Source organism: Hamadaea flava (assembly GCF_024172085.1).
In the GTDB taxonomy this organism is placed as follows: domain Bacteria; phylum Actinomycetota; class Actinomycetes; order Mycobacteriales; family Micromonosporaceae; genus Hamadaea; species Hamadaea flava.
Genome location: NZ_JAMZDZ010000001.1, coordinates 1,144,663 through 1,168,388, shown reverse-complemented (window position 1 = coordinate 1,168,388; position 23,726 = coordinate 1,144,663). Strand labels below are relative to the sequence as shown.

The 23,726-nt window shown below is 72.1% G+C and carries 28 protein-coding genes; 12 read left to right on the top strand and 16 right to left on the bottom strand.

All coding sequences use genetic code 11. From position 1 onward, the window contains the following. Positions 1 to 79: 79 nt before the first annotated feature. Together HDA40_RS05695 and HDA40_RS05690 are read left to right on the top strand one after the other, a co-directional pair. Positions 80 to 676: a carboxymuconolactone decarboxylase family protein gene (locus HDA40_RS05695; protein WP_253752688.1), complete on the top strand. Its 597-nt coding sequence runs from the start codon at positions 80 to 82 to the stop codon at positions 674 to 676. After that, positions 673 to 879, top strand: coding sequence for a hypothetical protein (locus HDA40_RS05690; RefSeq protein ID WP_253752686.1), 207 nt, complete (start codon positions 673 to 675; stop codon positions 877 to 879). The genes HDA40_RS05695 and HDA40_RS05690 overlap by 4 nt, the downstream gene beginning before the upstream one ends. A gap of 9 nt (positions 880 to 888) precedes the next feature. On the opposite strand, the gene HDA40_RS05685 is transcribed toward HDA40_RS05690, so the two are convergent. Next, positions 889 to 1,665, bottom strand: coding sequence for a class I SAM-dependent methyltransferase (locus HDA40_RS05685; RefSeq protein WP_253752684.1), 777 nt, complete (start codon positions 1,663 to 1,665; stop codon positions 889 to 891). Between the two features lie 80 nt (positions 1,666 to 1,745). Between HDA40_RS05685 and HDA40_RS05680 the strand changes: the two genes are divergently transcribed. The 3 genes from HDA40_RS05680 (at position 1,746) to HDA40_RS05670 (ending at position 3,687) form a co-directional block, all read left to right on the top strand. Beyond that, entirely contained in the window at positions 1,746 to 2,243 is a 498-nt protein-coding gene (locus tag HDA40_RS05680; protein WP_253752683.1) for a hypothetical protein, read from the top strand. 67 nt (positions 2,244 to 2,310) lie between these two features. Next, positions 2,311 to 3,081, top strand: a complete 771-nt coding sequence (locus tag HDA40_RS05675; RefSeq protein ID WP_253752682.1) for an alpha/beta fold hydrolase — start codon at positions 2,311 to 2,313, stop codon at positions 3,079 to 3,081. Between the two features lie 15 nt (positions 3,082 to 3,096). Beyond that, the gene (locus HDA40_RS05670) at positions 3,097 to 3,687 is read left to right on the top strand and encodes a hypothetical protein (RefSeq protein ID WP_253752680.1); all 591 of its coding nucleotides are present in this window, start codon (positions 3,097 to 3,099) and stop codon (positions 3,685 to 3,687) included. Between the two features lie 48 nt (positions 3,688 to 3,735). Here the strand turns inward: HDA40_RS05670 and HDA40_RS05665 are convergent, their stop codons facing one another. After that, positions 3,736 to 4,383 (bottom strand): tetratricopeptide repeat protein, encoded by a 648-nt coding sequence (locus tag HDA40_RS05665; protein WP_253752678.1) that lies wholly within the window; start codon positions 4,381 to 4,383, stop codon positions 3,736 to 3,738. Positions 4,384 to 4,434: 51 nt separating this feature from the next. Between HDA40_RS05665 and HDA40_RS05660 the strand changes: the two genes are divergently transcribed. After that, the gene (locus HDA40_RS05660) at positions 4,435 to 4,815 is read left to right on the top strand and encodes an STAS domain-containing protein (RefSeq protein ID WP_253752676.1); all 381 of its coding nucleotides are present in this window, start codon (positions 4,435 to 4,437) and stop codon (positions 4,813 to 4,815) included. Here the strand turns inward: HDA40_RS05660 and metE are convergent, their stop codons facing one another. Further along, positions 4,816 to 6,978, bottom strand: a complete 2,163-nt coding sequence (metE, locus tag HDA40_RS05655) for a 5-methyltetrahydropteroyltriglutamate--homocysteine S-methyltransferase (RefSeq protein ID WP_253752673.1) — start codon at positions 6,976 to 6,978, stop codon at positions 4,816 to 4,818. It lies immediately after the preceding gene. 118 nt (positions 6,979 to 7,096) lie between these two features. On the opposite strand from metE, the gene HDA40_RS05650 reads away from it, so the two are divergent. Then, positions 7,097 to 7,978 (top strand): LysR family transcriptional regulator, encoded by an 882-nt coding sequence (locus HDA40_RS05650; RefSeq protein WP_253752671.1) that lies wholly within the window; start codon positions 7,097 to 7,099, stop codon positions 7,976 to 7,978. Positions 7,979 to 8,156: 178 nt separating this feature from the next. Here HDA40_RS05650 and HDA40_RS05645 read toward each other — a convergent pair whose 3' ends face one another. Then, positions 8,157 to 8,702, bottom strand: a complete 546-nt coding sequence (locus tag HDA40_RS05645) for an FBP domain-containing protein (RefSeq protein WP_253752668.1) — start codon at positions 8,700 to 8,702, stop codon at positions 8,157 to 8,159. Positions 8,703 to 8,811: 109 nt separating this feature from the next. Here HDA40_RS05645 and HDA40_RS05640 point away from each other — a divergent pair, with 109 nt between their 5' ends. Beyond that, a complete protein-coding gene (locus tag HDA40_RS05640; protein ID WP_253752665.1) occupies positions 8,812 to 9,387 on the top strand; it encodes a TetR/AcrR family transcriptional regulator in 576 nt (191 codons plus the stop codon). 11 nt (positions 9,388 to 9,398) lie between these two features. Here the strand turns inward: HDA40_RS05640 and HDA40_RS05635 are convergent, their stop codons facing one another. The 8 genes from HDA40_RS05635 to HDA40_RS05600 form a co-directional block, all read right to left on the bottom strand. Next, positions 9,399 to 9,884 carry a MarR family winged helix-turn-helix transcriptional regulator gene (locus HDA40_RS05635; protein ID WP_253763570.1) on the bottom strand — a complete coding sequence of 162 codons (486 nt, stop codon included), beginning with the start codon at positions 9,882 to 9,884 and terminating at the stop codon, positions 9,399 to 9,401. Positions 9,885 to 9,965: 81 nt separating this feature from the next. After that, the gene (locus HDA40_RS42000) at positions 9,966 to 11,066 is read right to left on the bottom strand and encodes a cytochrome P450 (protein WP_253752662.1); all 1,101 of its coding nucleotides are present in this window, start codon (positions 11,064 to 11,066) and stop codon (positions 9,966 to 9,968) included. Next, the gene (locus HDA40_RS05625) at positions 11,063 to 12,019 is read right to left on the bottom strand and encodes a glycosyltransferase family 2 protein (protein ID WP_253752659.1); all 957 of its coding nucleotides are present in this window, start codon (positions 12,017 to 12,019) and stop codon (positions 11,063 to 11,065) included. Before HDA40_RS05625 ends, HDA40_RS42000 begins: the two co-directional genes overlap by 4 nt. A gap of 278 nt (positions 12,020 to 12,297) precedes the next feature. After that, positions 12,298 to 13,020, bottom strand: coding sequence for a lysophospholipid acyltransferase family protein (locus HDA40_RS05620; RefSeq protein ID WP_253752656.1), 723 nt, complete (start codon positions 13,018 to 13,020; stop codon positions 12,298 to 12,300). Next, complete coding sequence (locus HDA40_RS05615) at positions 13,013 to 13,336, bottom strand: lycopene cyclase domain-containing protein (protein ID WP_253752653.1); 324 nt, start codon at positions 13,334 to 13,336, stop codon at positions 13,013 to 13,015. The genes HDA40_RS05620 and HDA40_RS05615 overlap by 8 nt, the downstream gene beginning before the upstream one ends. Then, the gene (locus HDA40_RS05610) at positions 13,326 to 13,646 is read right to left on the bottom strand and encodes a lycopene cyclase domain-containing protein (RefSeq protein ID WP_253752649.1); all 321 of its coding nucleotides are present in this window, start codon (positions 13,644 to 13,646) and stop codon (positions 13,326 to 13,328) included. Before HDA40_RS05610 ends, HDA40_RS05615 begins: the two co-directional genes overlap by 11 nt. Continuing rightward, the gene (locus tag HDA40_RS05605; protein ID WP_253752645.1) at positions 13,646 to 14,941 is read right to left on the bottom strand and encodes a cryptochrome/photolyase family protein; all 1,296 of its coding nucleotides are present in this window, start codon (positions 14,939 to 14,941) and stop codon (positions 13,646 to 13,648) included. The genes HDA40_RS05610 and HDA40_RS05605 overlap by 1 nt, the downstream gene beginning before the upstream one ends. Beyond that, positions 14,941 to 15,861, bottom strand: coding sequence for a phytoene/squalene synthase family protein (locus tag HDA40_RS05600; RefSeq protein WP_253752642.1), 921 nt, complete (start codon positions 15,859 to 15,861; stop codon positions 14,941 to 14,943). Before HDA40_RS05600 ends, HDA40_RS05605 begins: the two co-directional genes overlap by 1 nt. 83 nt (positions 15,862 to 15,944) lie before the next feature. Here HDA40_RS05600 and HDA40_RS05595 point away from each other — a divergent pair, with 83 nt between their 5' ends. Beyond that, positions 15,945 to 17,066, top strand: a complete 1,122-nt coding sequence (locus tag HDA40_RS05595; protein WP_253752639.1) for a polyprenyl synthetase family protein — start codon at positions 15,945 to 15,947, stop codon at positions 17,064 to 17,066. Continuing rightward, the gene (gene crtI, locus HDA40_RS05590; RefSeq protein WP_253752635.1) at positions 17,063 to 18,559 is read left to right on the top strand and encodes a phytoene desaturase family protein; all 1,497 of its coding nucleotides are present in this window, start codon (positions 17,063 to 17,065) and stop codon (positions 18,557 to 18,559) included. Before HDA40_RS05595 ends, crtI begins: the two co-directional genes overlap by 4 nt. On the opposite strand, the gene HDA40_RS05585 is transcribed toward crtI, so the two are convergent. After that, a complete protein-coding gene (locus HDA40_RS05585; protein WP_253752632.1) occupies positions 18,547 to 20,013 on the bottom strand; it encodes an SDR family oxidoreductase in 1,467 nt (488 codons plus the stop codon). The genes crtI and HDA40_RS05585 overlap by 13 nt on opposite strands. A gap of 197 nt (positions 20,014 to 20,210) precedes the next feature. Here HDA40_RS05585 and HDA40_RS05580 point away from each other — a divergent pair, with 197 nt between their 5' ends. After that, complete coding sequence (locus tag HDA40_RS05580) at positions 20,211 to 21,119, top strand: MerR family transcriptional regulator (RefSeq protein ID WP_253752629.1); 909 nt, start codon at positions 20,211 to 20,213, stop codon at positions 21,117 to 21,119. Here HDA40_RS05580 and HDA40_RS05575 read toward each other — a convergent pair. Next, positions 21,080 to 22,048: an ArsR/SmtB family transcription factor gene (locus tag HDA40_RS05575; RefSeq protein ID WP_253752626.1), complete on the bottom strand. Its 969-nt coding sequence runs from the start codon at positions 22,046 to 22,048 to the stop codon at positions 21,080 to 21,082. The genes HDA40_RS05580 and HDA40_RS05575 overlap by 40 nt on opposite strands. A 110-nt stretch (positions 22,049 to 22,158) precedes the next feature. Here HDA40_RS05575 and HDA40_RS05570 point away from each other — a divergent pair, with 110 nt between their 5' ends. Continuing rightward, positions 22,159 to 22,665 carry a tetratricopeptide repeat protein gene (locus HDA40_RS05570; protein WP_253752624.1) on the top strand — a complete coding sequence of 169 codons (507 nt, stop codon included), beginning with the start codon at positions 22,159 to 22,161 and terminating at the stop codon, positions 22,663 to 22,665. Position 22,666: 1 nt separating this feature from the next. On the opposite strand, the gene HDA40_RS05565 is transcribed toward HDA40_RS05570, so the two are convergent. Both HDA40_RS05565 and HDA40_RS05560 read right to left on the bottom strand, forming a co-directional pair. Continuing rightward, the gene (locus HDA40_RS05565; protein ID WP_253752622.1) at positions 22,667 to 22,984 is read right to left on the bottom strand and encodes a hypothetical protein; all 318 of its coding nucleotides are present in this window, start codon (positions 22,982 to 22,984) and stop codon (positions 22,667 to 22,669) included. A gap of 127 nt (positions 22,985 to 23,111) precedes the next feature. After that, positions 23,112 to 23,684, bottom strand: coding sequence for a GNAT family N-acetyltransferase (locus tag HDA40_RS05560; RefSeq protein ID WP_253752619.1), 573 nt, complete (start codon positions 23,682 to 23,684; stop codon positions 23,112 to 23,114). Positions 23,685 to 23,726: the final 42 nt, after the last annotated feature.

Sequence of the window (23,726 nt, the reverse complement as noted above, 5' to 3'; positions counted from 1 at the left end):
AACCGGATCTTGACGAAAACGGAACCGGTCAGTACCGTCTTGCAAACGGAACCACTCAGTACCGTTTTGGAGGCACGCGATGCCGCGTCTGACTCAAGTCACCGACGACCCGACCGGCCTGCTCGACAAGGTCCGTCAACAGCTCGGCCGGGTTCCCAACCTGTACGCCACCATGGCCAACGGCCCGGCGGCGCTCGACGGCTACCTCGCCTTACGGAGCCACCTGGTCAAGGGCAAGCTGACCGCCCGGCTCCGGGAACAGCTCGCCCTCCTGGTCGCGGAGGAGAACGGCTGTGACTACTGCGTCGCCGCGCACACCTTCCGTGGCAAGCTGATGAAGCTGACCGACGGCGAACTGCTGGCCACCCGGGTGGCCGAGGACGCCGACCCGCACGCCGAAGCGGTGCTGCGCCTGGCTCGGGACGTCATGCGTACGCGGGGGAAGGTGGACGACGCGACCCTCGCCGAGATCCGGGCGGCCGGGGTGACCGACGCCGAGGTCGCCGAAGTCGTCGCCCACGTCGCGCTCAACGTCCTGTCGAACTACTTCAACCACCTGGCGCAGCCGGAGCTGGACTTCCCGGCCGCGCCGGCATTGGACTCCGTGGCGGCGCCCGGATCGGACTTCCCGACGGTGCTCGCGGCGGCGGATCGGGCTGAGGAGGTCGTGCGATGAAGCGGCAATGGCGACGGGGCAGCATCGAACTGGTCGGCGGGTACGCCCTGCTCGACAAGGCCGGCCAGCCGGTGGACCGGCTGGAGGACATCCGATTCGCGGTCGAGGGCGGGTTCGTCAACGTGCGCGTGCCGGGGCGGCCGGGCACCCAACTCGTCTCCGCGCCGAGCGTCCGCCGCATCCAGTGCGACTGGGAGGAGTAGACGCGCGGACTAGCGGGTTCCGCGGACCGCCCAGGCCCGGGCGGTGAGTTCGATCGGACCCTCGCCGAGCCGGCTGCGCAGCTCATCGCGCAGAGCGGCTCGGCGCGGTTCGTCGAGGGACATGGCGTACGCGGGGCCGGGGCCCTGCCCGCCGAGGAAGGGCTGCCAGTAGTCGGCGAAGGTCGGGAACACGGTCGGGATCTCGATGGAGTCGACCACGACGTCGCTCAGGCCCGCGCCGGTCCACAGTGCCCGGAGCGGATCGGGATGGCAGAGCGCGAACCGGGAGCCCTCATGGAACCGCTCGGCGCCGGGATCGACCGTGGTCGCGGCCGCCCAGAAGTGCCGCATCAGCTCCATGCCCTCGGCGTAGTCCCAGACATACGCCGCCACGACCCCGCCGGGCTTGGCGACCCGGGCGAACTCGGTCAGCGCCGCGCCCGGCTCAGGCACGAAGTTGATCGCGAGCCCGCTGATCACCGCGTCGTACGCCGAACTGGCCAGCCGCAGCTCGCGGGCGTCGCCCAGGTAGAACTCCGCCCGGGGGTCGGTGACCCGATTCCGGGCGGTGCCCAGGAATCCCGCCGACGAGTCCACCCCGACGATGCTCGCCGGCTCCGCCAGGATCAGCACCGCCGCCGTCAGCGCGCCCGTTCCGCAGCCGACGTCGAGCCATCGGGCGTTCGGGCGTACGCCCAGCCAGGGCACGAAGATCGCAGCGACCGCCCGGCTCCAGCGGCCCACATAAGCCTCGTACGCGTCGCCCGCCGACCACACGTCCGTCATGACTGCCGACAGTACGCTCCACCGGTGCGGCGCGTTGTGCGGTCGTCGTATCGTGTGGCACCGATGGGGGTGACGCCGGGATGAGGCTGACGACAGAGGCCGTGTTCTTGATGCTGACCTGGGTCGTGGTGGTCAGCACCGCACTCGTGCTGCTCGCCCTGCATGTGCGGGGCGTACGCCGCGCGTTGCGTACGGCGAATCATCAGGCGGTGCTGCGGTCGCGGGAGCCTTACCACGAGCTGGTCGCCCGATATCCGTACATCCATCGGGTGCTCTTCGAGGGCGAAGACCTGGACGCGCTCGACGACGATTCCCGCGTACGGGTGACGCAGGCCTGGACGATCCTGCTGACCTGGCACGAATCCGTGCTGCTGCACGAGCAGTCCGGCGGGATCGCTCCGGCGACCGCCGAGCAGTGGACGAACATGCTGCTCCGGCAGCTGTACACGCCGGTGTTCCAGCGCCTGTGGCAGGAACACGGCTGGACGTTCCACCCGGCGTTGCGGCTGTTCGTCTCGGCCGCGGCGGGACTGCCCGCGCCCAAGGCGCCGGACATCCGGGCCCACGCCAACGCCTGATGTTCCGGATCGTGGGATTCTCGGCAGTGGACGCAACTTCTGGGAGCGCTTCCAGCGTCCTTCGCTCATGAAGCTCACCAAGGTGTTTTCCTGCGCCGCCCTGTTGTCGGTGCTGGCGGCTGCGGCCTGTGGCGGCGGCGCGAAGCCCGCAGCCGAACCGTCCGGTCCTCGCGCCGGGGCCAACTGCGAGGAGGCGGCCGCCGCCGGGCGGGCCGTCCACTTCGGCGCCGAGGAGAGCGCCGACCTGTACGGGCTGGTCTTCGGCGAGGGCTCGACCGGCATCGTCATCGCCCACATGAACGGCGGCGACGTCTGCCAGGGCATGCCGTACGCGAAGGAGTTGGCCGGACGCGGCTACCGGGCGATGGTCTTCGACTTCGCCGGGTTCGGGGCGTCGCCGGCGTCGGCCGCCGTTCCGCAGGCGCGCCAGGTCGTCGCGGCCGCCGCCTTCCTGCGTAAGGACGGCGCGGCCGACATCGTCCTCATCGGCGGGTCGATGGGCGCGACCGCCTCCGTGGCCGCCGCCCCGCAGCTCACCCCGCCGCCGAAGGCCGTGGTGAGCCTGTCCGCCCCGACGACGTTCGCCGCCGACGACGCGTTGGCGGGCGCGGGCAAGCTCGCCAGCCCGGTGTTCTACAGCGCGGGCGAGTACGAGAGCACCTTCGCCGACGCCGCCAAGCAGCTCTACGACGCCACGCCCAAGAGCGTTCCGCGTACGCTGCTGCTCGGGGAGGCCTCGGCGAACCACGGGCTCTGGTTGAGCGACCCGACGGTGGGCGTCCAGCCGCTGCGCGCGAAGATCGCCGAATTCCTCACCGTGAATGCACCGGCCGCCTGATGGTATAAGGGAACGATGCCCGAGGCTCGCCGTGATCCGCCCATCGGGCTGATCTTCGTCCTCACCGGATTGCTGCTCGTGGCGATCGGCACCTTCACCCTGCCGTGGGCGGCCCCGGTGGCCTCGGCGGAGTCGGCCGCGCCGGTCACGTACGCCGACCTCATGTCGCAGGCGATCGACGTCGCCGCACAGACCTTCGCCGACCTGTACTTCTCGGTCCTGGGGCTGCTGCTGATGATGCTGGTCGCGATCTTCGGCGTACGCGGAACCTGGCCGTCCCGCTACGGTCAGCGGCGACGGGTGCATCGGACGCTGGCCACGATGGCGTGCGCCGTCGCGGTCAGCGCGCTCCTCACGGCGGTCGCCGAGATCGGCCGGCCCGGGATCGGCGCCGGGCTGGCCGGGGCCGGCTACCTCTTCGTGGCGGTCGGCGTGTTCATCGGCCCGAGCCGTCGCCGGACCACGCCCCGTCCCCCACGCCCACCCCGTCCCCCACGGCCACCCCGGGCGGTGCGCCCACCCCGGGCGCGCCGGCCCGAGGCCGAACCCCGATTGGATCAGGGTTCCAGGTCGAATCTTGAGGAAAGATCCGACCCAGAACCTTGATCCAGCGCCCAAACGCGCCGGAGGCGCGGTGAAGGGGGCGAGCGGCGGCTAGGGGGCGATGACTGCTCGGGCTTCGGCGACCTGACGGGCGATGGCGTCGGCGCCCGTGTCTCGCGCCAGCGCCGCAGCGTCGTCCAGGATGGACAGCGCGTCGGCGCGCCGGCCATCGCCGAACGCGAGGTACGCCAACCCGACCTGGTTCGCCGCGACGCCGGACAGGAAGCCGAGTTCGCGGCGCAGCGCGGAGGACTGCTCCAGGAACTCCCGGGCCTGCTCGAGCCGGCCGTCGGCGTGCGCCACCACGCCGAGGTGGCGCAGGGCGTACGACTGGGTCAGCTTGTCGCCGGTCGCGGTGGCCAGCGCCAGCGATCGCTCGAACCAGGGGAGCGACGCCGCGCGGTCGTCGCGGACGACCTGGTGGACGATGCCGATCCAGAAGAGCGCCTCGCCTTCGCCGCGCTGGTCGCCGAGGCCGGCGTACAGGGAGGCGGCCCGCTCGAACAGCTCCAGCTCACGGGGGTCCTCGACCCCGTCGGCGAAGAATCGCACGTTCAGCAGGCGGCCACGCGCCAGCGCGGTGTCGGCCTCCAGCGCGTCGAGACCTCGTTCGGCGGCGTCGAGGTCACCGACATCCCCGCCGAAGGTGCCTTTTTCGTACGCGGAACGAGCCTGGTCGAGCCGTTGATCAGCGGTCATGGGGCACACGGTAGCCGGGCGGGTTCGGCCGGTCCTCCCTAGACTGTCCGGATGAGCGTGCGGATCGTGAAGCGCCCCGACCTCGGGGTGACCGTGGTCGAGATCGCCGGGGAGCTCGACATCGACAGCGCGCCCGCGTTCCGGGAATGCCTGACCCGGGTGGTCCGCGACGGCGGGGCCCGGATCGTGGTGGACGCGCGCGGACTCTGGTTCTGCGACTCCATCGGGTTGTCCAGTCTGATCACGACACAGCAGGCGTGCACCGCCCGGGGCGGATTCCTTCGCCTGGCCGGAGCTGACGAGGCGTTGCTTCGGTTGTTGCTGATCGTCGGGTTGCTCGACTACGTCACGGCGTACGCGTCGGTGGAGGCAGCGGCGTCGGGTGATCCGGCGGCGCGGGCGTACGCCGAGCACGCCCGCGCCGCCCTCTGATCAGCCGCGTACGCGAGCGGCCGCCGCGACCAGGTTGGCCAGTGCCGCCTCCACCTGGGCGTACGCCCGGGTCTTGAGCCCGCAGTCGGGGTTGGCCCAGACGCGGTCGGCCGGCAGGACTCGCAGGATCTTCCGCAGGTGCTCCTCGATCTCGGCGACGTCCGGGACGCGGGGCGAGTGGATGTCGTACACCCCGGGCCCCAGCCCCCGGCTGTAGTCGGCGATCCCGGGGGCGGTCAGCAGCGTCCCGCCTGACCGGGCCGACTCGATCGTGGTGACGTCGGCGTCGAGGGCGTCGATCGCCGCCAGCACTTCGCCGGCGTTCGAGTAGCACAGGTGCGTGTGGATCTGCGTGGCGTCCGACGCCCCGGACGTCGCCCACCGGTACGCCCCGACCGACCATTCGAGGTACTCGGGCTGGGCGGATTGCCGCAGTGGCAGCAGTTCCCGCAGGGCGGGCTCGTCCACCTGGATGATCCCGATCCCGGCCGCCTCCAGGTCCTCGACCTCGCCCCGCAACGCGTCGGCGAGCTGCCAGACGACGTCCCGCAGCGGGATGTCCCGGCGGACGAAGGACCAGGCCACGATGGTCACCGGGCCGGTGAGCATGCCCTTGACCGGGCGGTCGGTCAGCGACTGGGCGTGGGTCGCCCAGCGTACGGTGATCGGCTCGGCGCGCTTGACGTCGGCGTGGATGATCGGCGGCCGGGTGCAGCGGGAGCCGTACGACTGAACCCAGCCGTGCCGGGTCACCGCGCAGCCGTCGAGGTGCTCGGCGAAGTACTGCACCATGTCGTTGCGCTCGGGTTCGCCGTGGACGAGGACGTCCAGCCCGAGCCGTTCCTGCAGCCGGATGACGTGCTCGATCTCGGCGCGTACCCGGGTCTCGTACTCGGCCACGTCCACCGTGCCGGCGGCCAGCGCCGCCCGGGCCTCCCGGAGATCGCCCGTCTGCGGGAACGATCCGATCGTCGTCGTGGGCACCGGCGGCAGTCCGAGCCTCGCCTGCGCCTTTGCGCGTATCGCATAGGGAGACCGGGTGGCGGTGGCTGTGATCCCGAAACCGGCCGGGACCGGCGCGGAGATCGGGCCCGCGAGGAGCGACCCGCGTGAGAGGGCGACGATCTCGCGGACCTTCTGCTCGGCGAAGGCGAGCCGATCGCGCAGATCCGGATCGAGGTCGGTCTCCTGCTCGACGTCGTACGGCACGTGGAGCAGCGGGCACGAGCTGCCGATGACGACCTCGGCGGCGTGCGGGCGCAACCGGTCGACGAGGGTGAGCACGTCCGGCGAGGTACGCCACACGTCCCGCCCGGACACGACGCCCGCGACGACCGTCTTGCCGCGCAGCAGCGACAGGTCGGGTAGGCCGCCCCGGACGAGGTCGAGCGCGATCCCGTGCACGGCGGACAACGCGGGCAACGCCTCACCCAGGTCGCCGAAGTAGCCCGCGACCAGGATCTTCGGCCCGGCCGACGCGAGCTGGTCGTACGCCCGCCGCACCGCCGCGAGCTGGCCGGGGGTCAGGTCGGTGACCAGTGCGGGCTCGTCGAGCTGGACCCAGGTGGCCCCTGCCTCGGCCAGCTCGGCCAGGACGGCGGTGTAGACCGGCAACAGATCGTCCAACCGGGACAGTGGAGTGAACCCCTCCGGCGAACCGGGCGCGGCTTGTGCGAGCAGCAGGAACGTGATCGGGCCGAGCAGCACCGGGCGGGTGTCGACGCCGAGTGCGAGCGCCTCGCGGTACTCCGCCGCCGGCTTGTCGGAGGCGAGCCGGAACGGGCTGGTCGCGTCGATCTCCGGCACGAGATAGTGGTAGTTGGTGTCGAACCACTTCGTCATCCGCAGCGGCGGCAGCTCCTGCGTGCCTCGGGCCATCGCGAAGTACCGGTCCAGCTCCGGCAGATGCCGGTAGCGCTCCGGCACGGCGTCCACGAGCACCGCCGTGTCCAGCACGTGGTCGTAGAGCGAGAAGGTGTTGGACGGGATGCCCGCCAACCCCAGTTCCCGCAGCCGCAGCCAGGTCTGCGCCCGGAGCTGCGCCGCCGTGGCCTGAAGACGATCGGATGATCCGTCCCAATAGGACTCCAAGGCGCGTTTGAGCTCGCGCCGGGGGCCGATGCGGGGATAGCCGAGGACGGTCGAGGCCGGGAAATCAGTCATGCCGAAAGTGATAACCGCGTCACGGCCGGTGGTGTCGGCACTATTCGCTGCGCTTATGTTCCGATCGCCGGGGAGGGCTTGCCCGAGCCGCCAGCAGTGCGGTCAGTGATACTGGGGCGTGCGCACCGACCCGACGCTCCGCGACATCCGGTGCTTCACCGTGGTCGCGCGCCGCGCGGGGTTCTCGGCCGCCGCCGCCGAGCTGGGAATCTCCCAACCGGCGGTGAGCCAAGCCATCGCCCGTCTGGAAAGCACGCTCGGCGTGACCCTGCTGACCCGCGCCAACGGGGTCACGCTCACCGAGGCGGGCCGGGCGTTGCTCACCCGGGCCGAAGCCCTGCTCGAACAGGCCGACCTGCTCGTCTCCGACGCCGCCCGGCTCGCGACCCCGGACGCGGACGCTATTCGTTTCGCTTATGCGCCGCTCGTCGGCGGGCTCGCGGCGAAGATCGCCCGGCGGCTGCGGGAGCGCAAGCCAGGCGTACCGGTCACCCTGGTCCCGGCGCACTGGGAGCCCGCCACCACCGCGCTCACCGGCGGATCCGTCGGCGCGGCCCTCATGACCACACCGTTCCCGCCCGGCCTCGCGTCCGCGGCCCGCTTCCGGATGCCCGTGACGCACGTCGCGGTCCGCGCGGGGGAGCGCCTCGCGACAGCCTCAGGGATACGCGTAGAGCAGCTGTTCGGTCACGAGATGCTCATCCCCCGCATGCTGTGGTCGGCGATGCTCGCCGCGTTCCCCGGACCCCACCAGCCCCGGGTGACCGTCGTCGACGACGACCTGTACGCGGGCTGCGACCTGGTCGCGGCCGGACGCGGAGTGCTGCCGGTCCCGCGACTGCTGGCCGAGACCGTACGTCGGCCCGACGTGGTCTTCGTGCCCTTCGAAACGCGGCTGCACCTCACGTACGCCCTGGTCTGGCACCCGGCCCGGATAACCCCCGACCTGGTGGCGCTGATCCAGGCCACCCAGGAAGCCCTCCGCACCTTCCTCGCCTAACCCCCGCCCCCGCCGCTCGCCCGCCGCTCGCTCACGCTCGCGCTCGCCCCTCCGCCCCCGCGGGCACTATCCCGTCGATCATGAACCTTCGGCCATGATCGACCGGCGTGTCGCGTCCCCGCCGCCCTGATCACTTCCGTAACTCGATGATCGACTTCGGGCGCCAGGCCACTCCGCGTCAGGTGAGGATTTTGGCCAGGAAGCCGTCGAGCTTGCCGCGCAGCCGCTCGACCTGCTCGTCCACGCTGAGCGTCTCGTCCAGCCGCCCGCCGGTGTGCGGCTTCTTGAGTCCGCGTACGTAGAGGGAGCAGGCCAGGTCGGTGCAGATGTAGACGCCGACGGAGTTCCCTTGCCGCCCGGCGACACCGGCTTTGCGCGCGGTCATGAGGGAGACGCCGTTGCCCGGATGCGTCGTCAGGCACAGCGAGCACATGCTGCGATGCAGCAGCCCGCGTTTCTGCGCGGCGAGCCGCAGGGCCACCCCGACGAGCTGCCCGTCCGGCGTCGTCGCCGAGGACGGCGCGGCCGGCTCGGTCGGCTCGGTCGGCTCGGTCTCGGTGACCACGTACGCCCGATCGGACGCGGAGATGTCGGGCCAGGCGAGGAAGTCGAGGTCTGCCCAGGGCCGGTCGCCGAGGTCGCGGGGGAGGGAGAGGCGGACGGCCTCGCCTTTGGTGCAGTTGACGAAGGACGACCGGATCTCGGCCTCGGCTAGGGATCTCATGCCTCTACCGTATGATACTAGGCAACTGACTTATCCCTCTAGGTTGACCGATGGCGGCCCACCAACGACCCGACACTGGCCCAACAGCGGCCGAGGAACGGAGCACCGAGTGCCGAGAGCTGGTCTGAGCACCGAACGGGTGGTCCTGGCCGCCGCCGACCTGGCCGACCAGGTCGGCTTCGACGCCGTGTCCGTCTCCGCGCTGGCCCGGGGCTTCGGCGTCAAGGACGCCAGCCTCTACTCGCACGTCAAGAACCTGCAGGATCTGCGGGAACGAGTCGCCTTGAAGGCCAGCGAGGAGTTCGCCGACCGGATCGCGGCGGCGGTCGCCGGCCGGGCCGGGCGCGACGCGCTCGCCGCGTTCGCCGGGGCGTACCGGGATTTCGCGGTGCACCACCCCGGCCGGTACGCCGCTTCGCAGATGCCGCTCGAACCGGCCGTCCTCGAACGGTCGTCCGGCCCTCGCCGGCTCATCGAGGCGACTGCCGCCGTCCTCCGGGCGTACGCGTTGCCGGAGCCGGACCAGACCGACGCCGTCCGGCTCCTGCGCAGCTTCTTCCACGGTTTCGCCGACCTGGAGGCGTCCGGGGCGTTCCACCACCCGCGGGGGCTCGACGACTCGTGGGGGCGCATCGTCGACTCGCTGCACTTCCTACTACAGAACTGGCCGCGTACGACGGACTAAGAGACGACGGACTAGCCAGCACGCAGTTCGTCGCGGTGTTCCCGCATCTCGGCGACCATCCCGGCGAGGAAGCGATGCACCGTCGCCAGTTCCTCGTCGGTGAACTGCTTCATGACGTCCTGCGTACGCCCGGCGAGCGGACGGAAGAACTCGCGGGCCACGGCGGCGCCGGGTTCGGCGTACCGGAGGAAGATCTTGCGGCGGTCGGCGGTGTCGCGATCGCGGTAGACGTGGCCCGCCGCTTCCAGCCGGTCGATCACGCCGGTGACCGAGCCGGACGAGAAGTTCAGCTCCTCCCGCAGGGTGCCCGGAGTGATCGGCTGCCCGGCGAGTTCCGCCTCCATGATCAGGATCAGCGCATGCAGGTCGGCGGGACCGAGCTGGTTACGCGCCGCGAAGGCGTCCCCGATGTGCTGCGAGTGCGTCGAGTAGAGCCGTAGCTCGCTGATGATTTCGCTGATCAGCCTGGCCCGGGGGTCGTCGGCCCGCTGGAACACGCTGTCCGTCACGCGGATCACTATAACCGCAGCTACCGGCCATCTCGCGTACCGAGATAGTCGGGCTGCCGTGAGGTCCGCTTAGGTCCGGTTGTGAGCTATGCGCAGGGGACCGCGCGGTCGCAGGGTCAGCCCGGCTCGCGGCGTCGGATCGCCGCCGAGCTGCGTGAGCCGGCCGTCCAGGCAGGGCAGCAGGGCGGCGCGCAGCATCGCGCGAGCCAAGTGCGCCCCGAGACACGTACGCCGTCCAGCGCTGAACGGCAGGAACCCCCAGGGCGGCCGGCCCGGCCCGGCGGCGGTGAACCGCTCGGGACGGAACACCTCGGGATCGGGCCATAGTCCGGGATCGCGATGGGTCAGGTAGGGGGAGTAGAGCACCAGCGTCCCCGCCGGAATGTCCGTCCCCGCGACGGTGACGTCGGCCGCGGCGACCCGGCTGCCGATCCAGCCCGCCGGATAGAGCCGGAGCACCTCGTCCAGCACCGCTGGCAGGACGTCCGGCGTACGCCACTCGGGTGCGCCCGCGAGATGCCAAGCCGCCCAGGCCAAGGTGTGCGCCGTGGTGTCGTAGCCGGCCGCGAGGGCGACCCGGATCTCTTCGGCAGCGCCGGGCATCCCCGCGAGAGCGGCGGCGAGCGTACCGGGTGGCGCGTCGGCCAGGACGGCTTCGATGTGCCGGTCGATCCGGTGGAACAGCCGAGGGCGGGGCAGCAGCGGATGTGGCATCGGCCGATGCAACGGGCTCAGGAACGCGCGCAGCAGCCGGTCGGGCAGCCGTCCCCCGAAGAAGGCGGCGTTCAGCAGGTGTCGGACGACGTCGCTCGCCCACGCCAGCGCCTCGAACTCGGCGGCTGGGGCGCACCGGGCGGCCACGTCGTCCAGCCGATCGAGCAGAACGGCGAGCGATCGATTGTGGAAACTCGGGTTGAGGTCGCGCCGTCGCTCGTCGTGCTCGGGGACGTCGGAGTGCACCACGCCGCCCGCCAGATAAGGGGTCAGCCCGCTCAGGCTCCCGGCCGCCCGGAACGTGGCGAGGTCGCCGAGGACCACCCGATTCCACTCTGGACAGTAGCCGACGACGGCGCGCCGCCAGAGGCTCAGCTCGAACGCCGGAGCGACTGCGGCTCGCTCGGTCAACAGGGCGACCGGGTCGCGTACCCACCGCCACAGGTCGCGGATCACGGATAGACCCGGCCCTTCCACCGTGCCTTCCGGCGCAGCGCGGTCGCGTACACCGGCAGCGCCGCGAGCGGCGTGATCGGCACCAACGCGGCCTCGGCGTACGCACCGCGCCCGGTCTTGGCGTTGGCGAGGACCCGCTCGGCCAACCCGAGCACCGCCGCGATCCGCCAGGCGCGCCCGTGTCGCCAGCGCAACCACGGCACCGTGTACGCCGTGACGTGGAACGCGGCGCTCGCCAGCACCACCGCGTCGTTGCTGAGATGGGCCGCGCGCAGACTCTTGCCCAGCCCGGCCACGGTCTGCCGATAGTCGTCGTACATCCGGGCTTGGACCAGATCACCGCCCAGGGCCAGGCCGAGCTTCAGCCCCAGCCGTCGGGCGCGCCGGGCCAGGGCCACGTCCTCGACGATCCGATCATGGACCGCCTCGTGGCCGCCGATGGTCGTGTACGCCTCCCGCCAGAACGCGAGCAGCTGACCATTGGCTGCGGCCGCCGAGGGAACGGGCAGGTCGAGCAGCCGATGCGGCAGGAAGGCCAGCAGCGTCTCGTCGATCAACGGCACCAACAGCCGCTCACCCAGCCCTGGGCTCCCGGTGAGCTGTCGAGGGAAGACGGAGAAGACGTCGGCCCGTTGCCGCCGCGCCTCGTGCAGGATCGCGTCCAGCGCGCCCGGCCGGAGCACCACGTCGGCGTCGCAGAACACGAGCAGTTCGCCGGTGGCCGCCTCGGCTAGCTGGTGGCAGGCCCAGTTCTTGCCGATCCAGCCGTCCGGCCGAGGCCGGCCTGGGATCAGCCGTAGCCGTGGGTCGGCATAAGCGCAGACGACGTCGGCGGTGCCGTCGGACGACTGGTCGTCGAGGACGAGGATCTCGTCGGCGGGCTGGGCCAGCAGCCCGGGAAGCAGCTTCGGCAACCGCCGCGCCTCGTCCCGAGCCGGCACCAGCACCGACACCCGAGGCCGCGCCGAACCAGCGCCGGTAGACCGCGAATAGGCTGCCGGACCGTCGCCCGGAGACCGCGAGTGGGCTGCCGGACCGTCGCCCGGAGACCGCGAGTGGGCTGCCGGGCCATTGCCGGTAGACCGCGAGAAGGCTGCCGGGTCAGCGCCCGGAGACCGCGCGGCCCCCGAAAGCGACGGCGCTGCACGTTGGGGTCGGAGCACCGGGAAGCTGGCCGTGTTGATCACGAGGCCGGCTGTCTTGACGATGTGATAGGCGGCGACGACCGCGCTCAGGACCGCCATGGCAGCCGCCTCGTCAGCGCGTCGATGCGCTCGTCCCAGCTGCGCCGGCCGGGCAGGACAAGACGGAATCCCGTCGGCCCGGTCCGCGGCTCGGCCATCGCCAGCTCAAGGTCCATTGTAGACAGCTCATCCCGGAGCGTCCGAGCGAGCACGCCAGTCAGTACACCCACGTCAGCGGCCGCGGCAGCCGCGCCGGAAGCCCGGGAAGCCACGCCGGAAGCCGCCGTGGGGACCGTCGATCGAAGCGAGCGGATCGACACGTACGCCTCCGGGAACTGCTGGCCGCGCAGCACCACCCGGACCGCGACGGCGGCCAGGGGCACTCCGGCGCGGTGGGCGTACCAGGCTGCTCCGTCGGCGAGCGGGCCGGGCGGTCCGGGCGGACGCAGTTCACCCTCGGGGTAGACCACCAACACCCGGCCTTCGGCGAGGTACCGCAGTCCCGTGCGTACCTCACTCGATCCGAAGACGCCCAGTCGCCGCGTGCAGGCGTACCGCTGGATGTTGTCCTGGAGCATCACGAGGCAGGCGGTTCGCCGGGCGTCCCGCAGCAGCGCGGAGGCCACGAACGGGTCCCACCAGCTGTGGTGGTTCGCGGCCCAGACGAACGGTCCGGCGGGCAGGCGGCCGCGCAGCCAGACGCCGCGCAGGCCGCCGCGGACCAGCCGGTCGAAGCCCGTCGTCAGGACGCCGGCGAGCGGGTCAGCCACGGTCGTGCTCCGCTTGGACCGCCTGCCGTCGCCACAGCAGCAAGGTCAGCGTGACCAGCGCGAACCCGAACCCGAAGTCCTCGACCGGGATGTGCCACGGGAAGCGCAGCCCAGAGGTCGCGGCGGCGCTGTACCGCACGATCGGCCGTCCGGCGCGGGTGAGCCAGCCGTCGACCGGGAGCTGGAAGGCCAGGGCGATCGCGAGCGTGATCCAATAGCGCGCCTGCCGGAACAGGCCGGTCCGGAAGATCAGCAGTTCGAGCGCGACGACGGCGGCCGGCGCGGCGATCGCGGCGATGGTGTACTCAGCGGCCACGCGGGGTCTCCCGCCCGGAGCCGAGGACCTCGTAGGTCAGCACGGCGCAGATCGGCACGACCAGGAAGAAGAGCAACTCCTCGATCGGCAGGCCGGCAAGGTGTACCCCGACGACCTGATCCGGGCTCCACCACCAGTGGCCGCGTCGCGCCGCCAGCAGATCCCAGACGGCGAACACGAGGACGACTGGGACGAGGGTGAGCGCCAGCCGGGCGGGCCGCCGATAGACCCGCGCGCCCAGGATCACCTCCAGCGGGAGTGTGATCACCACGCAGGCGGCGAGGACAGCGGCGTACTGCCAGCGGTCCATCACGTCCGCCCCGGATCGGGTGCGAGCGTGTCCGCGTAGCGCAGCACCCGCCGCTCGGGCTCCGGCAGCAGCCACGGCTGATGCACCGCCTTGCCGGGCAGGCCGGCCAGCTCGGGCACCCAGCGCCGGACGTAGTCGCCGGTCGGGTCGAACCGCTCGGCCTGCCGCACGGGGTTGAACCGCCGATAGGGCTTGGTGTCGTTGCCGGTCCCGGCGACCCACTGCCAGTTCCCGTTGTTGTTGGCCACGTCGGCGTCCAGCAACAGGCTCGCGTACCAGGCGGCGCCCGCGCGCCAGTCCAGACCCAGGTGCTTGGTCAGGAACGACGCCGTGATCAGTCGCGCGCGATTGTGCATCCACCCCTCGCCCGCGAGCTGCCGCATGCCCGCGTCCACGATCGGCACGCCGGTGCGCCCCTCGCGCCACGCGTCCAGCGCGCGCTGGTCGTCGGCCCACTTCTCGTCCGCATTCCGGCGATACGCCTTGTGGGGCAGGTCGGGAAAGTAGGCCAGTACCTGGTGATAGAAGTCGCGCCAGCACACCTGTCGCACGTACGCCTCGACGTCGCCGATCTGGCGCGCCACCTCGATCGGGGACACGCAGCCGAAGTGCAGATAAGGGCTCATCCGGCTGGTCCGGTCGGCGGCCAGGTCGTCGTGGATCTCGGCGTACTCGGCGCTGGTCTTGCGCCAGGCCGACAGCCGGGCACGGCCTTCGGTCTCGCCGCCGGGGAGCAGCCCGGTCGCCGCGCCGCCCGCGGGCAGCCGTCCGGGCGCGATACCGCCGGGCATGCATACCTTTCGAGGGACGGGCAGCTCCGGCCGGTGCCGGAATCCTTGCCACGCACGCCAGTACGGCGTGAAGACGCGATAGTGATCGCCGCCGCTGGAGGGACGCAGGGCGCCGGGCGGGACGACGGTGACGGAGTCGAAAAGCTTCAGCGCCAGCCGTTCGTCGTCGCAGGCCCGGCGCAACCGGCGTTCGCGGGCGGCGGCGAAGCCACTGACGTCGGCCGCGAGCCCGATGCCGAACGCACCCGTCTCCCGGGCGAGCTTGACGGCCTCGGTGACCGGATCACCCTCCCGGATCACCAGCTCGCCGCCCAGGTGGCGCAACGATTCCCGGAGGTCGGCCAGGCTCTCGGCGAGGAACCGCTGCCGATAGGGCGAGCTGGGCACGCTCGGATCGGCCACGAACAGGGGCACGACCCGGTCGGCGATCTCGCACGCGGCGTGCAGCGCGGGATTGTCGGCGACCCGCAGATCGCGGGTGAACAACACGACAGCGGTACGCATCAGGCCCCCAGGGCGATCGAGTGGGGCGCCAGGGCGACGCCCCGGCCGGTCGGCGTCAGCAGACTCCGTGCGGTGACCATTACCCGCGTACGCCGGGGTACCACCGCCCGCCGGGCGAACACGTCGTACGCCTGGCGTTCGATCTCGCCGAGGATGCCGGAGTAGAGGTGGAACGCCGTGCGGATGCAGGCCTGGGCGGCCGGCGCGAGCATCGGTACGCCGGGCGCGGCGAGAGCGTAGTGGCGCCGGGCGCGGCCGGCCTCGAACCGGATGAGCGCGCGGATGCGGTCGCCGCTGCGGCCGGTCTCGCGGGCGTGGTCGAGGTCGGCCTCGGTGACGCCGAACCGGTCGAGGTCGTCCTTCGGCAGGTAGATCCGGCCGCGATCGAGATCTTCGCCGACGTCCCGCAGGAAGTTGGTGAGCTGGAAGGCCAGGCCCAGCTGACGGGCAGGTTCCCGGGCCGCCGCCGGGTCGGCCGGTCCGAGGATCGGCAGCATCATCGTGCCGATCACGGCGGCCGACCCCTCCATGTACTCCAGCAGGTCGGCGTAGGTGGCGTAGGACGCCACGTCGAGATCCATCTCCATGCTGCGCAGGAACGCCGTGAAGTCCGTGCGGTCGAGGTCCTGGACGGCGATCGTATGCAGGACGGCGGGCAGGATCGGATCGTCGACCGGCGCGCCGGACAGGCCGAGGGCGAACGAGGCGCTCCAGGCCCGCAGTCGCGACGCCCGCTGCGCGACGGTCAGGTCGGGCGTCGAGTCGACGATCTCGTCGGCGTAGCGCGTGAAGCCGTAGAGCGCGTGCACGTGCGGGCGCAGCTCGGCCGGCAGCAGCCGGGTCGCGAGGTAGTAGGTCCGGCCGTGGCGGCGATGGAGCTTTCGGCACTCCTCGTACGCGGCGGCCAGGCGCTCGTCCACGATCTTCCCCTCTCGCAGGCGTCCGCTCATGCTAATTCGACGCAGCAATCGACGCAACTTGCGACATCGGCTAATCTCGGAGGGTGGCCGAAGAGACTCTCACGCTGACCGTCGCCCGACCGGCCGGTCCGACCTGGCTCGCGACGCTCGCCGAAGCCGTCGACGAGCGGCTCGCCGCCTTCATCGCGGCCGAGTCGGCGGCGCTCGTCGCGCTGGATCCGCGGCTCGACCTGCTGGCCTCGACGGCCCGCGACGCGGTGCTGGGCGGCGGCAAACGACTGCGGCCCGTGTTCGCGTACTGGGGGTGGCGGGCCTGCGGCGGACAGGAGCCCACCGAGCGGGTGCTCCCGGCGCTGTCCGCGCTCGAGCTGCTGCACGCGTTCGCTCTCGTGCACGACGACGTCATGGATCGGTCGGCGACCCGGCGCGGCCGGCCGACCGCCCATCGCGCGCTGGCCGCCGCTCACGAGCGGTCCGGGCTGACCGGGGCGTCGGAGCGGTTCGGCGACTCGACCGCGGTGCTCGTCGGCGACCTCTGTCTCGTCTGGGCCGACCGGTTGATGGCGCAGGCGCTGGTCCCCGCGACCGCGCTGGCCGCCGCACGGCAGGCGTACGACCTGATGCGGGTCGAGGCGATCGCCGGGCAGTTCCTGGACGTCCTCGGCGAGCACTCTCCGGAGTGGACGGTGGACCGGGCGTTGCGGGTCGCCCGGCTCAAGACCGCCGGCTACACCGTCGTCCGTCCGTTGCACTTCGGCGGGGGACTGGCCGGGCGGCTCGACTCGTCGGCGGCGGCCGCCTTCAGCCGGTACGGTGTGGCCGTCGGCGAGGCGTTCCAACTGCGCGACGATCTGCTCGGAGTTTTCGGGGAACCGGCGCGGACCGGCAAACCCGCCGGGGACGACCTGGCCCAGGGCAAGCCCACGGTGCTGATCCAGCTCGCCCGCACGGCCGCGAGCGGACCGGGCCGGACCGAGATCGACGCCCTGCTCGGCCGCTGCCGAGGCGAAGCTCCGCCGGACCCCGATCAGCTCCGGCGACTGACGGAACTGATCGAGTCCACCGGGGCGCCCGAGCGCGTCCGCGAGATGATCACCGAGCGGGTGACGACGGGCGTCGAGGCGCTGTCCACGGCCCCGATCACCGACGAGGCCCGGTCCGCGCTCACCTCGCTGGCGTACGCGGCCGCCTGGCGGTCGGCATGAGCGCCCCGCGGATCACTGGTCCGACCGATCGCGTGGTCGTCATCGGAGCCGGGCTCGGCGGCCTGGCCGCTGCGCTGCATCTCGCCGGAGCCGGTCGCCAGGTGACCGTGCTGGAGAAGGCGAACCAGCCCGGCGGCCGGGCGGGGCGGCGGTCGGCGGCGGGGTTCGACTTCGACACCGGGCCGACCGTGCTCACCATGCCCGACCTGATCGCCGAGCCCCTGGCGGCGGTCGGTGAGAACCTTGCGGACTGGCTCTCCCTGACGCCGCTCGATCCGGCGTACCGGGCGTGGTTCGCCGACGGCTCCCGGCTCGACGTGACGGCCGAGCCCGATCGCATGGCGGCCGAGATCTCCCGGGTCTGCGGGCCGCGGGAGGCCGACGGCTACCGCCGCTTCGCCGCGTACGCCCAGCGCCTGTGGGAGCTGGAACGGGCCGACTTCATCGACCGGAACTTCGACCGGCCGCGCGACCTGGTGACGCTCAACCTGTTGCGGCTGCTCGGACAGGGCGCGTTCGGCGGGCTGCAGCGCCGGGTCGACCGGTTCTTCCGCGACGAGCGCACCCGGCGCGTCTTCTCGTTCCAGGCGATGTACGCCGGGCTCGCCCCGCAGGACGCCCGGGCGCTGTACGCCGTCATCGCGTACCTGGACACCATCGCGGGCGTGTACTACCCGGCCGGCGGGATGCACGCGGTGCCGATCGCGCTCGCGGGCGCGGCCGACAAGCACGGGGTCGAGTTCCACTACGAGACCGAGGCGACGGAAGTGGAGGTCCGGGCGGGCCGGGCGGTCGCCGTGCACACCGCCGACGGGCGGCGCTTCCCCGCCGACGCGGTCGTCCTCAACCCGGACACCGAGGCGGCGTACCGGTTGCTGCCCGGGCCGGGTCCGCGGCGGGTTCAGCGGTACTCGCCGTCGTGCGTCGTGCTGCACATCGGCTCCACCCGGGCGTACGCGCACACGGCGCATCACAACATCCACTTCGGGCACGCCTGGCGGCGTACCTTCGCCGAGGTGATCCGGCGCGGCGAGCTGATGAGCGACCCGTCGCTGCTGGTCACGAACCCGAGCCGGACCGATCCGACCGTGGCGCCCGCCGCTCGGCAGGCGTACTACGTGCTCGCCCCGGTGCCCAACCTGACCGCCGGCCCGCTGGACTGGCGGGGCGGCCTGGCCGAGCGCTACGCCGACGAGCTGGTGAACGTGCTCGAAACCCGGGGGTACGCCGGACTCGGCGACTCGATCGTCACCCGGCAGGTCGTCACGCCGGCGGACTGGGCGGCTGACGGAATGGCTGCGGGAACGCCGTTCGCCGCCGCGCACACGCTGGCGCAGACCGGCCCCTTCCGGTCGCCGAATCGGCATCCGAGCCTGGCGAACGTGGTGTTCGCCGGGTCGGGGACGACGCCCGGGGTCGGCGTACCGATGGTGCTGATCTCCGGCAAGCTCGCCGCCCAGCGGATCACCGGTCCCCGGGCTCAGTCCGGATGATCGGTCCGTTCGGCGGTGCTCGCGATGTTGCGCGCCATCCCGCCGAAGATCACCGCGTGGAACGGGGAGATCGCGCGCCAGTAGAGGTGGCCGGACAGGCCGCGTGGCAGGAAGATCGCGCGCTGGCGGTAGACGCTGTCGGACCCGTCGCCGTCGACCGCCATCTCCAGCCAGGCCCGGCCGGGCAACAACATCTCGGCGCGCAGCCGCAGCAGCCGCCCCGGTTCGATCTCCTCGACCCGCCAGAAATCCAGCGCTTCGCCGACGAAAAGCTCCTCCGGGTCGCGGCGGCCCCGGCGCAACCCGACCCCGCCGAGGGCCCGGTCGAGCCAGCCCCGGACGGACCAGGCCAGCGGGAACGAGTACCACCCGGTCTCGCCGCCGATGCCGGTGACGACCCGCCACAACGAGCTGGACGACGCCTGCACCGGGCGTTCGCGCCGATCGACGTACGCCGTGCCACCCGACCAGTCCGGGTCGGTCGGCAACGGGTCGGCCGGGGCCCGCGTCCACTCCGCCGTCGACCAGCGCGTCTCCACGTCAGCGTCGCGGATCTTCGCCAGCGCCAGGCGTACCGCCTCGTCGAACCCCTTGAGGCCGCCCGGCGGGTCGGGCACGTAGTCGGCGATGTCGTGATCGTGGCAGACCGCCTCGTGGATCAGGCTCTCCACCAGCGGCTTCGCGATCGCTCCGGGAACGGGGGTCACCAGCCCCACCCATTGAGAGCTGAGCCAGGGCGACAGCGTACGCACCGGCAGGATGACCCGGGGCGGCAGCTGCGCGACCCGGGCGTACCGGCGCATCATCGCGGCGTACGTGAGGATGTCCGGGCCGCCGATGTCGAAGGACCGGCTGACCTCGTCGGGAACGGTCGCCCAGCCGGTCAGGTAGTGCAGCACGTCCCGGACGGCGATCGGCTGGATGCGGTTGCCGACCCAACGCGGGGTCACCATCACCGGCAGCCGCTCGGTCAGGTAGCGCAGCATCTCGAAGGACGCCGAGCCGGAGCCGAGGATGACGGCGGCGCGCAGCGTCACGGTCGGCACACCGGTCGAGGCCAAGACCGTGGCGACCTCGGATCGCGATCGCAGATGCGCCGACGCCGCGGAGTCGCCGGTGACGGCCGGGCCGCCGAGATACACGATCCGGCGTACGCCCGCCGCCGCGGCCGCCTCCGCGAAGGCGCGCGCCGCCCGGCGGTCGCGGTCCTCGAAGTCCGGCGTCCCGAGCGAGTGCACCAAGTAGTACGCGACGTCGACACCGGCGAAGACGTCCGTCAGCGACTCGGCGGCGAGCAGGTCGCCCTCGACCACTTCGGCGTACCGGGCCCATGGAACGTCGCGCAGTCGGGTCGCCGATCGGGTCAGGCAGCGGACCTCGTGCCCGGCCTCTAGCAGCCGGGGTGCCAGTCGGCCGCCGATGTATCCAGTAGCCCCTGTGACCAGGCATCGCATACTCTTAACGGTATCAGTTGCATCGAAATCCGCATCATAAAAAGGGGACGGGGGAGCGGAATTCCGGCGGCGGGCGGGCAACTAGGCTTCCTCCGTGCGCGCACGGCCGCCGACCCGATCGGCAGCCGGCCGGACGGCTGGAAGAACGGCTGGCAGAACGGCTGAAGAGGGGAAATCGTGGTGGCAGAGGAGGCGTGGTGGCAGAGGAGGCCCTGACGGCGAGTGAGGCCGCCCGGCTCGTCGGCGTCGCCGTCACTACGCTGCGTACCTGGGACCGTCGCTACGGCCTCGGGCCGGAGAGCCGCCAAACCGGGAAACACCGCCGGTACGGGCCGGCGGACCTGCGGCGGCTGGCCGAGATGCAGCGCCTCGTCGGGCAGGGTGTGGCACCGGCGCAGGCCGCCGCCTGGGTCCTCGGCCGGCCGATCCCCGCGGCTCGGCGCGACGGCGGCGGGCACGCGGTGGCGGTCGGCTCCGCCGGCCCGGCCGTGCGCGGGCTGACCCGGGCCGCGCTGCGGCTCGACGCGGCCGAACTGCGCCGCATCATCGGCGGCGCGCTCGCCCAGGACGGCGTCCTCGCGACGTGGACCGAGCTGCTGGCGCCCGCGCTCATCCACATCGGACGCAAGCATGCGGCGACCGGCGCACTGGTCGAGGTGGAACATCTCATCTCGAAGGAGATCTCGGTGGGACTGGCCACGACCGAGTGGCCGTCGTCGGCGGCCCGGATCCTGCTCGCGTGCACCGACGAGGAACAGCACAGTCTGGCACTGGAAGCGCTGGCCGCGGCCCTCGCCGAAGCCGGCGTCGCGACCCGGCTGCTCGGCGCCCGGGTGCCGCCGGACGCGCTCCGGGAAGCCGTCCGCCGAGCCGGGCCCGACATCGTCGTGCTGTGGTCGCAGACCCGGGAGACGGCCCACGTCGGCCAGCTCGCCGACGTCCTCGCCGCCCGGCCCGCGCCCAAGCTGGTGCTCGCCGGCGGACCGGGCTGGGACGGCGTACGCCTGCCGGAGGCGGTCCGCCGGCCGAGGAGTCTGGCCGAGGCGGTCGGCCTCGTCACCGGACGTCAGCCGATCGAGTCCTCGCCGAGCGGCGTACGCCGATAGCGGATCTCGTGCCGGTGCCGCTCGCCGACGACGAATCCGGCGTCGCGGAGCACCGTCAGATGCTCGGAGATCGTCCCGGCGGCCAGCGCGTGCCGGTGGGCCAGCACGGTCGTGCTCGTGGGTGAGCCCAGATCGGCGAGCAGCGCGGCCCGGGTCTTGCCCATCAGCCGGCCGAGCGCGGCCTGCCGATCCGAGGCCGGGGGCTGCCACAAGGTGCCGAGTCCGCGGGCGGGGTAGACGACGGCGGGCTGCCACGGCGGATCGACGATGACGACGACCTGATCCCATTTGAACGCGCTCGGGACCAGGATCAGGCCCTCACCCTGCAGATCTCGGTGGTCGTCGTCGCCGTACTCCCGGGTCAGTACGCCGTTGCCCCAGCGCAGCCGGGGATGCAGCTCGGCGAACAGCCGGTCGAGGCCGCCCTCGGCCAGCCGCCGGGACTGGAAGCTCACGTCGGCGTCGAGCAGCCCGCGTACCTGGGGCCACACCGGTTCGACCAGCACCTCCCAGGCCCGCCGGAGCAGCTCGACCAGCATCGCCAGTACGCGAGCCGGCTCGCCCAGCAGCAGCCGTCCGGTCGGCGACTCCATCGCGCCCGGGGTGTCGGCCAGCGACCGGCGCAGCTCTCGGCGTATCTGTTGATGATCAGTGGTGGCCACGGCCCGCAGCTCGTCGGCGAATCGCGCCGCCCGCCCGCTCGGCGGTGGGGAGAGGAAGTCCGGCGCGTAGCCGCGGCGGGGCAGGAGCAGGTGGAGCGGGCGCAGGTCGAGGCTCTGGCGGTCGACGGTGCTGAGCCAACGCCGATGCGGCCCGGGGTCCTCGGACGGCGAGAGCAGCCGGACCGCGGAGACCGTCTCCAGCATGGGCGAGACGGCGAAGCGGCAGCGCAGCAGGTCGTCCGGGCTGAACCGAAGCGTGACCGCCACTCTGACCTCCAGACATCCGGCAGACATTCGGTGATCGCCGAATCACTGGCGCCCACTCTAGCCCTCCCCGCACAGTGATCACCGCACGAACGACAGCGAGGAGAACGAAGATGAATCGGGACTGGGAGCAGCGCAGCGACGCCCTCTGGGCGGACTTCAACGCCGCGCCGGACAAGTGGGACGAGGAGGAGTTCCGCGCCCGGGTCGGCGACCTCGCCGACGAACTCGGACCCGGCCACCCGGTCGCCGCGTTCGAACGGGCCTGCGCGTGGGACTCGACCGGGCATTCCGACCGGGCCATTCCGTTGTACCGCGAGGCATTGGACCTGGGCCTCGACGGCATCCGGCGGCGGCGTTCGGTGATCCAGATGTCGAGTTCCCTGCGCAACATGGGGCAGGCCGAGGAGAGCGTGCGGCTGCTGACCGCCGAGCGTACGCGCGGCTCCGACGAACTGGACGACGCGCTCAGCGCCACGCTGGCCCTCGCGCTGACCAGCGTCGGCCGGGAACGCGAGGCGGTGTCGCTCGCGGTCGGCGCGCTCGCCAAGCACCTGCCGCGCTATCAGCGGTCCATGGCCAACTACGCCCGGCTGCTGGTCGAGCCGGACGAAGACTGACTCACAGCCAGCCGCGGCCCTCGTTGTCGCGCAGGCTGCTGCTCCACAGTCGATCCTCCCGGCCGCCGCCCGCCCGCGCGGCGGCGTCGGCCGGGACCCGCTTGCCGTTGATCCGGGCCAGCGGCAGCGGGGCCTGGCCGCCCCGGCCCTGCCCCGCCAGGATCAGCACGATCGGCAGGCCCGAACCGTCGGGGTCCACCCCGACGATGCGGCCGTACGCCTCCACGCCATGGTCGGCGAGCACGACTTCGTCGCCGACGAACAGCCAGGTGCCGTCGAGGTCCCAGGCCGGGACCGGGGGTCCGTCGTAATCGGTCATCGCAAGCGCCCCTGTCAGAGTCCCCGCGCCGATGTGAATCACCGACCGTCGCGCCTTACTGACTGTAAGTAGACCATTGGCGCGCGCCGGTGAATAGCATCGCGACCGTGAATCGTGGCGCTTTCACTCACTCCGGCGTCGCGGGCACGTCACGTGTGCGGCCGTGGATGTCACGGGTGGCTCGGGCGTCACGGGTGGCTGGGGCGTCGCGGGTGGCCCGGACGTCCCGTCCGGCCGAGCCGTCGCGCAGGTCGAGGCAGAAGCCGGGGAACTCGCGCTGGTCTCCGATGTGGTCGGCGACAAACCCCAGGGATTCGTAGAACGGCACGGCCTCGAGGCGGGCCTGCCAGTCCAGGATCATCGGCAGAGACCGCCGACGGCACCATTCCGTCACGCCGGCCATCAGCAGTCGGGCGATGCCGTGCCGTCGTCGCTCGGGCACCACGAACAGATCGTGCAGCCGGCCCACCGTGAACTGCCGTCTCGGGTTCGCGCCGTAGTCCTGGGCGAGGGCGTACCCGGCTTCGGCGGCGTCCTCGACCGCCAGCAGGACCAGGTGGTTCGCGTCGCTCAAGAGGTCGCACATGCGGTCCTCGTACGCCGCTCGCGGTGCGGTCGGCTGGGTCCCGAGCGCGTCGAAGGACTGGGCCAGCCGGTAGAGCCCATCGAGGTCGGCGGTCGTGGCAGGACGGATCTCCATGCTCGGGGATGCTGCCAGATCTTGGCGAAACCGCCGACGACC

Coding starts and splice junctions, on each gene's coding strand:
- HDA40_RS05565 (WP_253752622.1), bottom strand. CDS start 22,984: ATGACCGATTACGACGGACCCCCGGTCCCGGCCTGGGACCTCGACGGC.
- HDA40_RS05660 (WP_253752676.1), top strand. CDS start 4,435: ATGAGCGTGCGGATCGTGAAGCGCCCCGACCTCGGGGTGACCGTGGTC.
- HDA40_RS05675 (WP_253752682.1), top strand. CDS start 2,311: ATGAAGCTCACCAAGGTGTTTTCCTGCGCCGCCCTGTTGTCGGTGCTG.
- metE (WP_253752673.1), bottom strand. CDS start 6,978: ATGACTGATTTCCCGGCCTCGACCGTCCTCGGCTATCCCCGCATCGGC.
- HDA40_RS05570 (WP_253752624.1), top strand. CDS start 22,159: ATGAATCGGGACTGGGAGCAGCGCAGCGACGCCCTCTGGGCGGACTTC.
- HDA40_RS05690 (WP_253752686.1), top strand. CDS start 673: ATGAAGCGGCAATGGCGACGGGGCAGCATCGAACTGGTCGGCGGGTAC.
- HDA40_RS05585 (WP_253752632.1), bottom strand. CDS start 20,013: ATGCGATGCCTGGTCACAGGGGCTACTGGATACATCGGCGGCCGACTG.
- HDA40_RS05685 (WP_253752684.1), bottom strand. CDS start 1,665: ATGACGGACGTGTGGTCGGCGGGCGACGCGTACGAGGCTTATGTGGGC.
- HDA40_RS05695 (WP_253752688.1), top strand. CDS start 80: ATGCCGCGTCTGACTCAAGTCACCGACGACCCGACCGGCCTGCTCGAC.
- HDA40_RS05560 (WP_253752619.1), bottom strand. CDS start 23,684: ATGGAGATCCGTCCTGCCACGACCGCCGACCTCGATGGGCTCTACCGG.
- crtI (WP_253752635.1), top strand. CDS start 17,063: ATGAGCGCCCCGCGGATCACTGGTCCGACCGATCGCGTGGTCGTCATC.
- HDA40_RS05645 (WP_253752668.1), bottom strand. CDS start 8,702: ATGAGATCCCTAGCCGAGGCCGAGATCCGGTCGTCCTTCGTCAACTGC.
- HDA40_RS05610 (WP_253752649.1), bottom strand. CDS start 13,646: ATGGACCGCTGGCAGTACGCCGCTGTCCTCGCCGCCTGCGTGGTGATC.
- HDA40_RS05670 (WP_253752680.1), top strand. CDS start 3,097: ATGCCCGAGGCTCGCCGTGATCCGCCCATCGGGCTGATCTTCGTCCTC.
- HDA40_RS05680 (WP_253752683.1), top strand. CDS start 1,746: ATGAGGCTGACGACAGAGGCCGTGTTCTTGATGCTGACCTGGGTCGTG.
- HDA40_RS05665 (WP_253752678.1), bottom strand. CDS start 4,383: ATGACCGCTGATCAACGGCTCGACCAGGCTCGTTCCGCGTACGAAAAA.
- HDA40_RS05605 (WP_253752645.1), bottom strand. CDS start 14,941: ATGCGTACCGCTGTCGTGTTGTTCACCCGCGATCTGCGGGTCGCCGAC.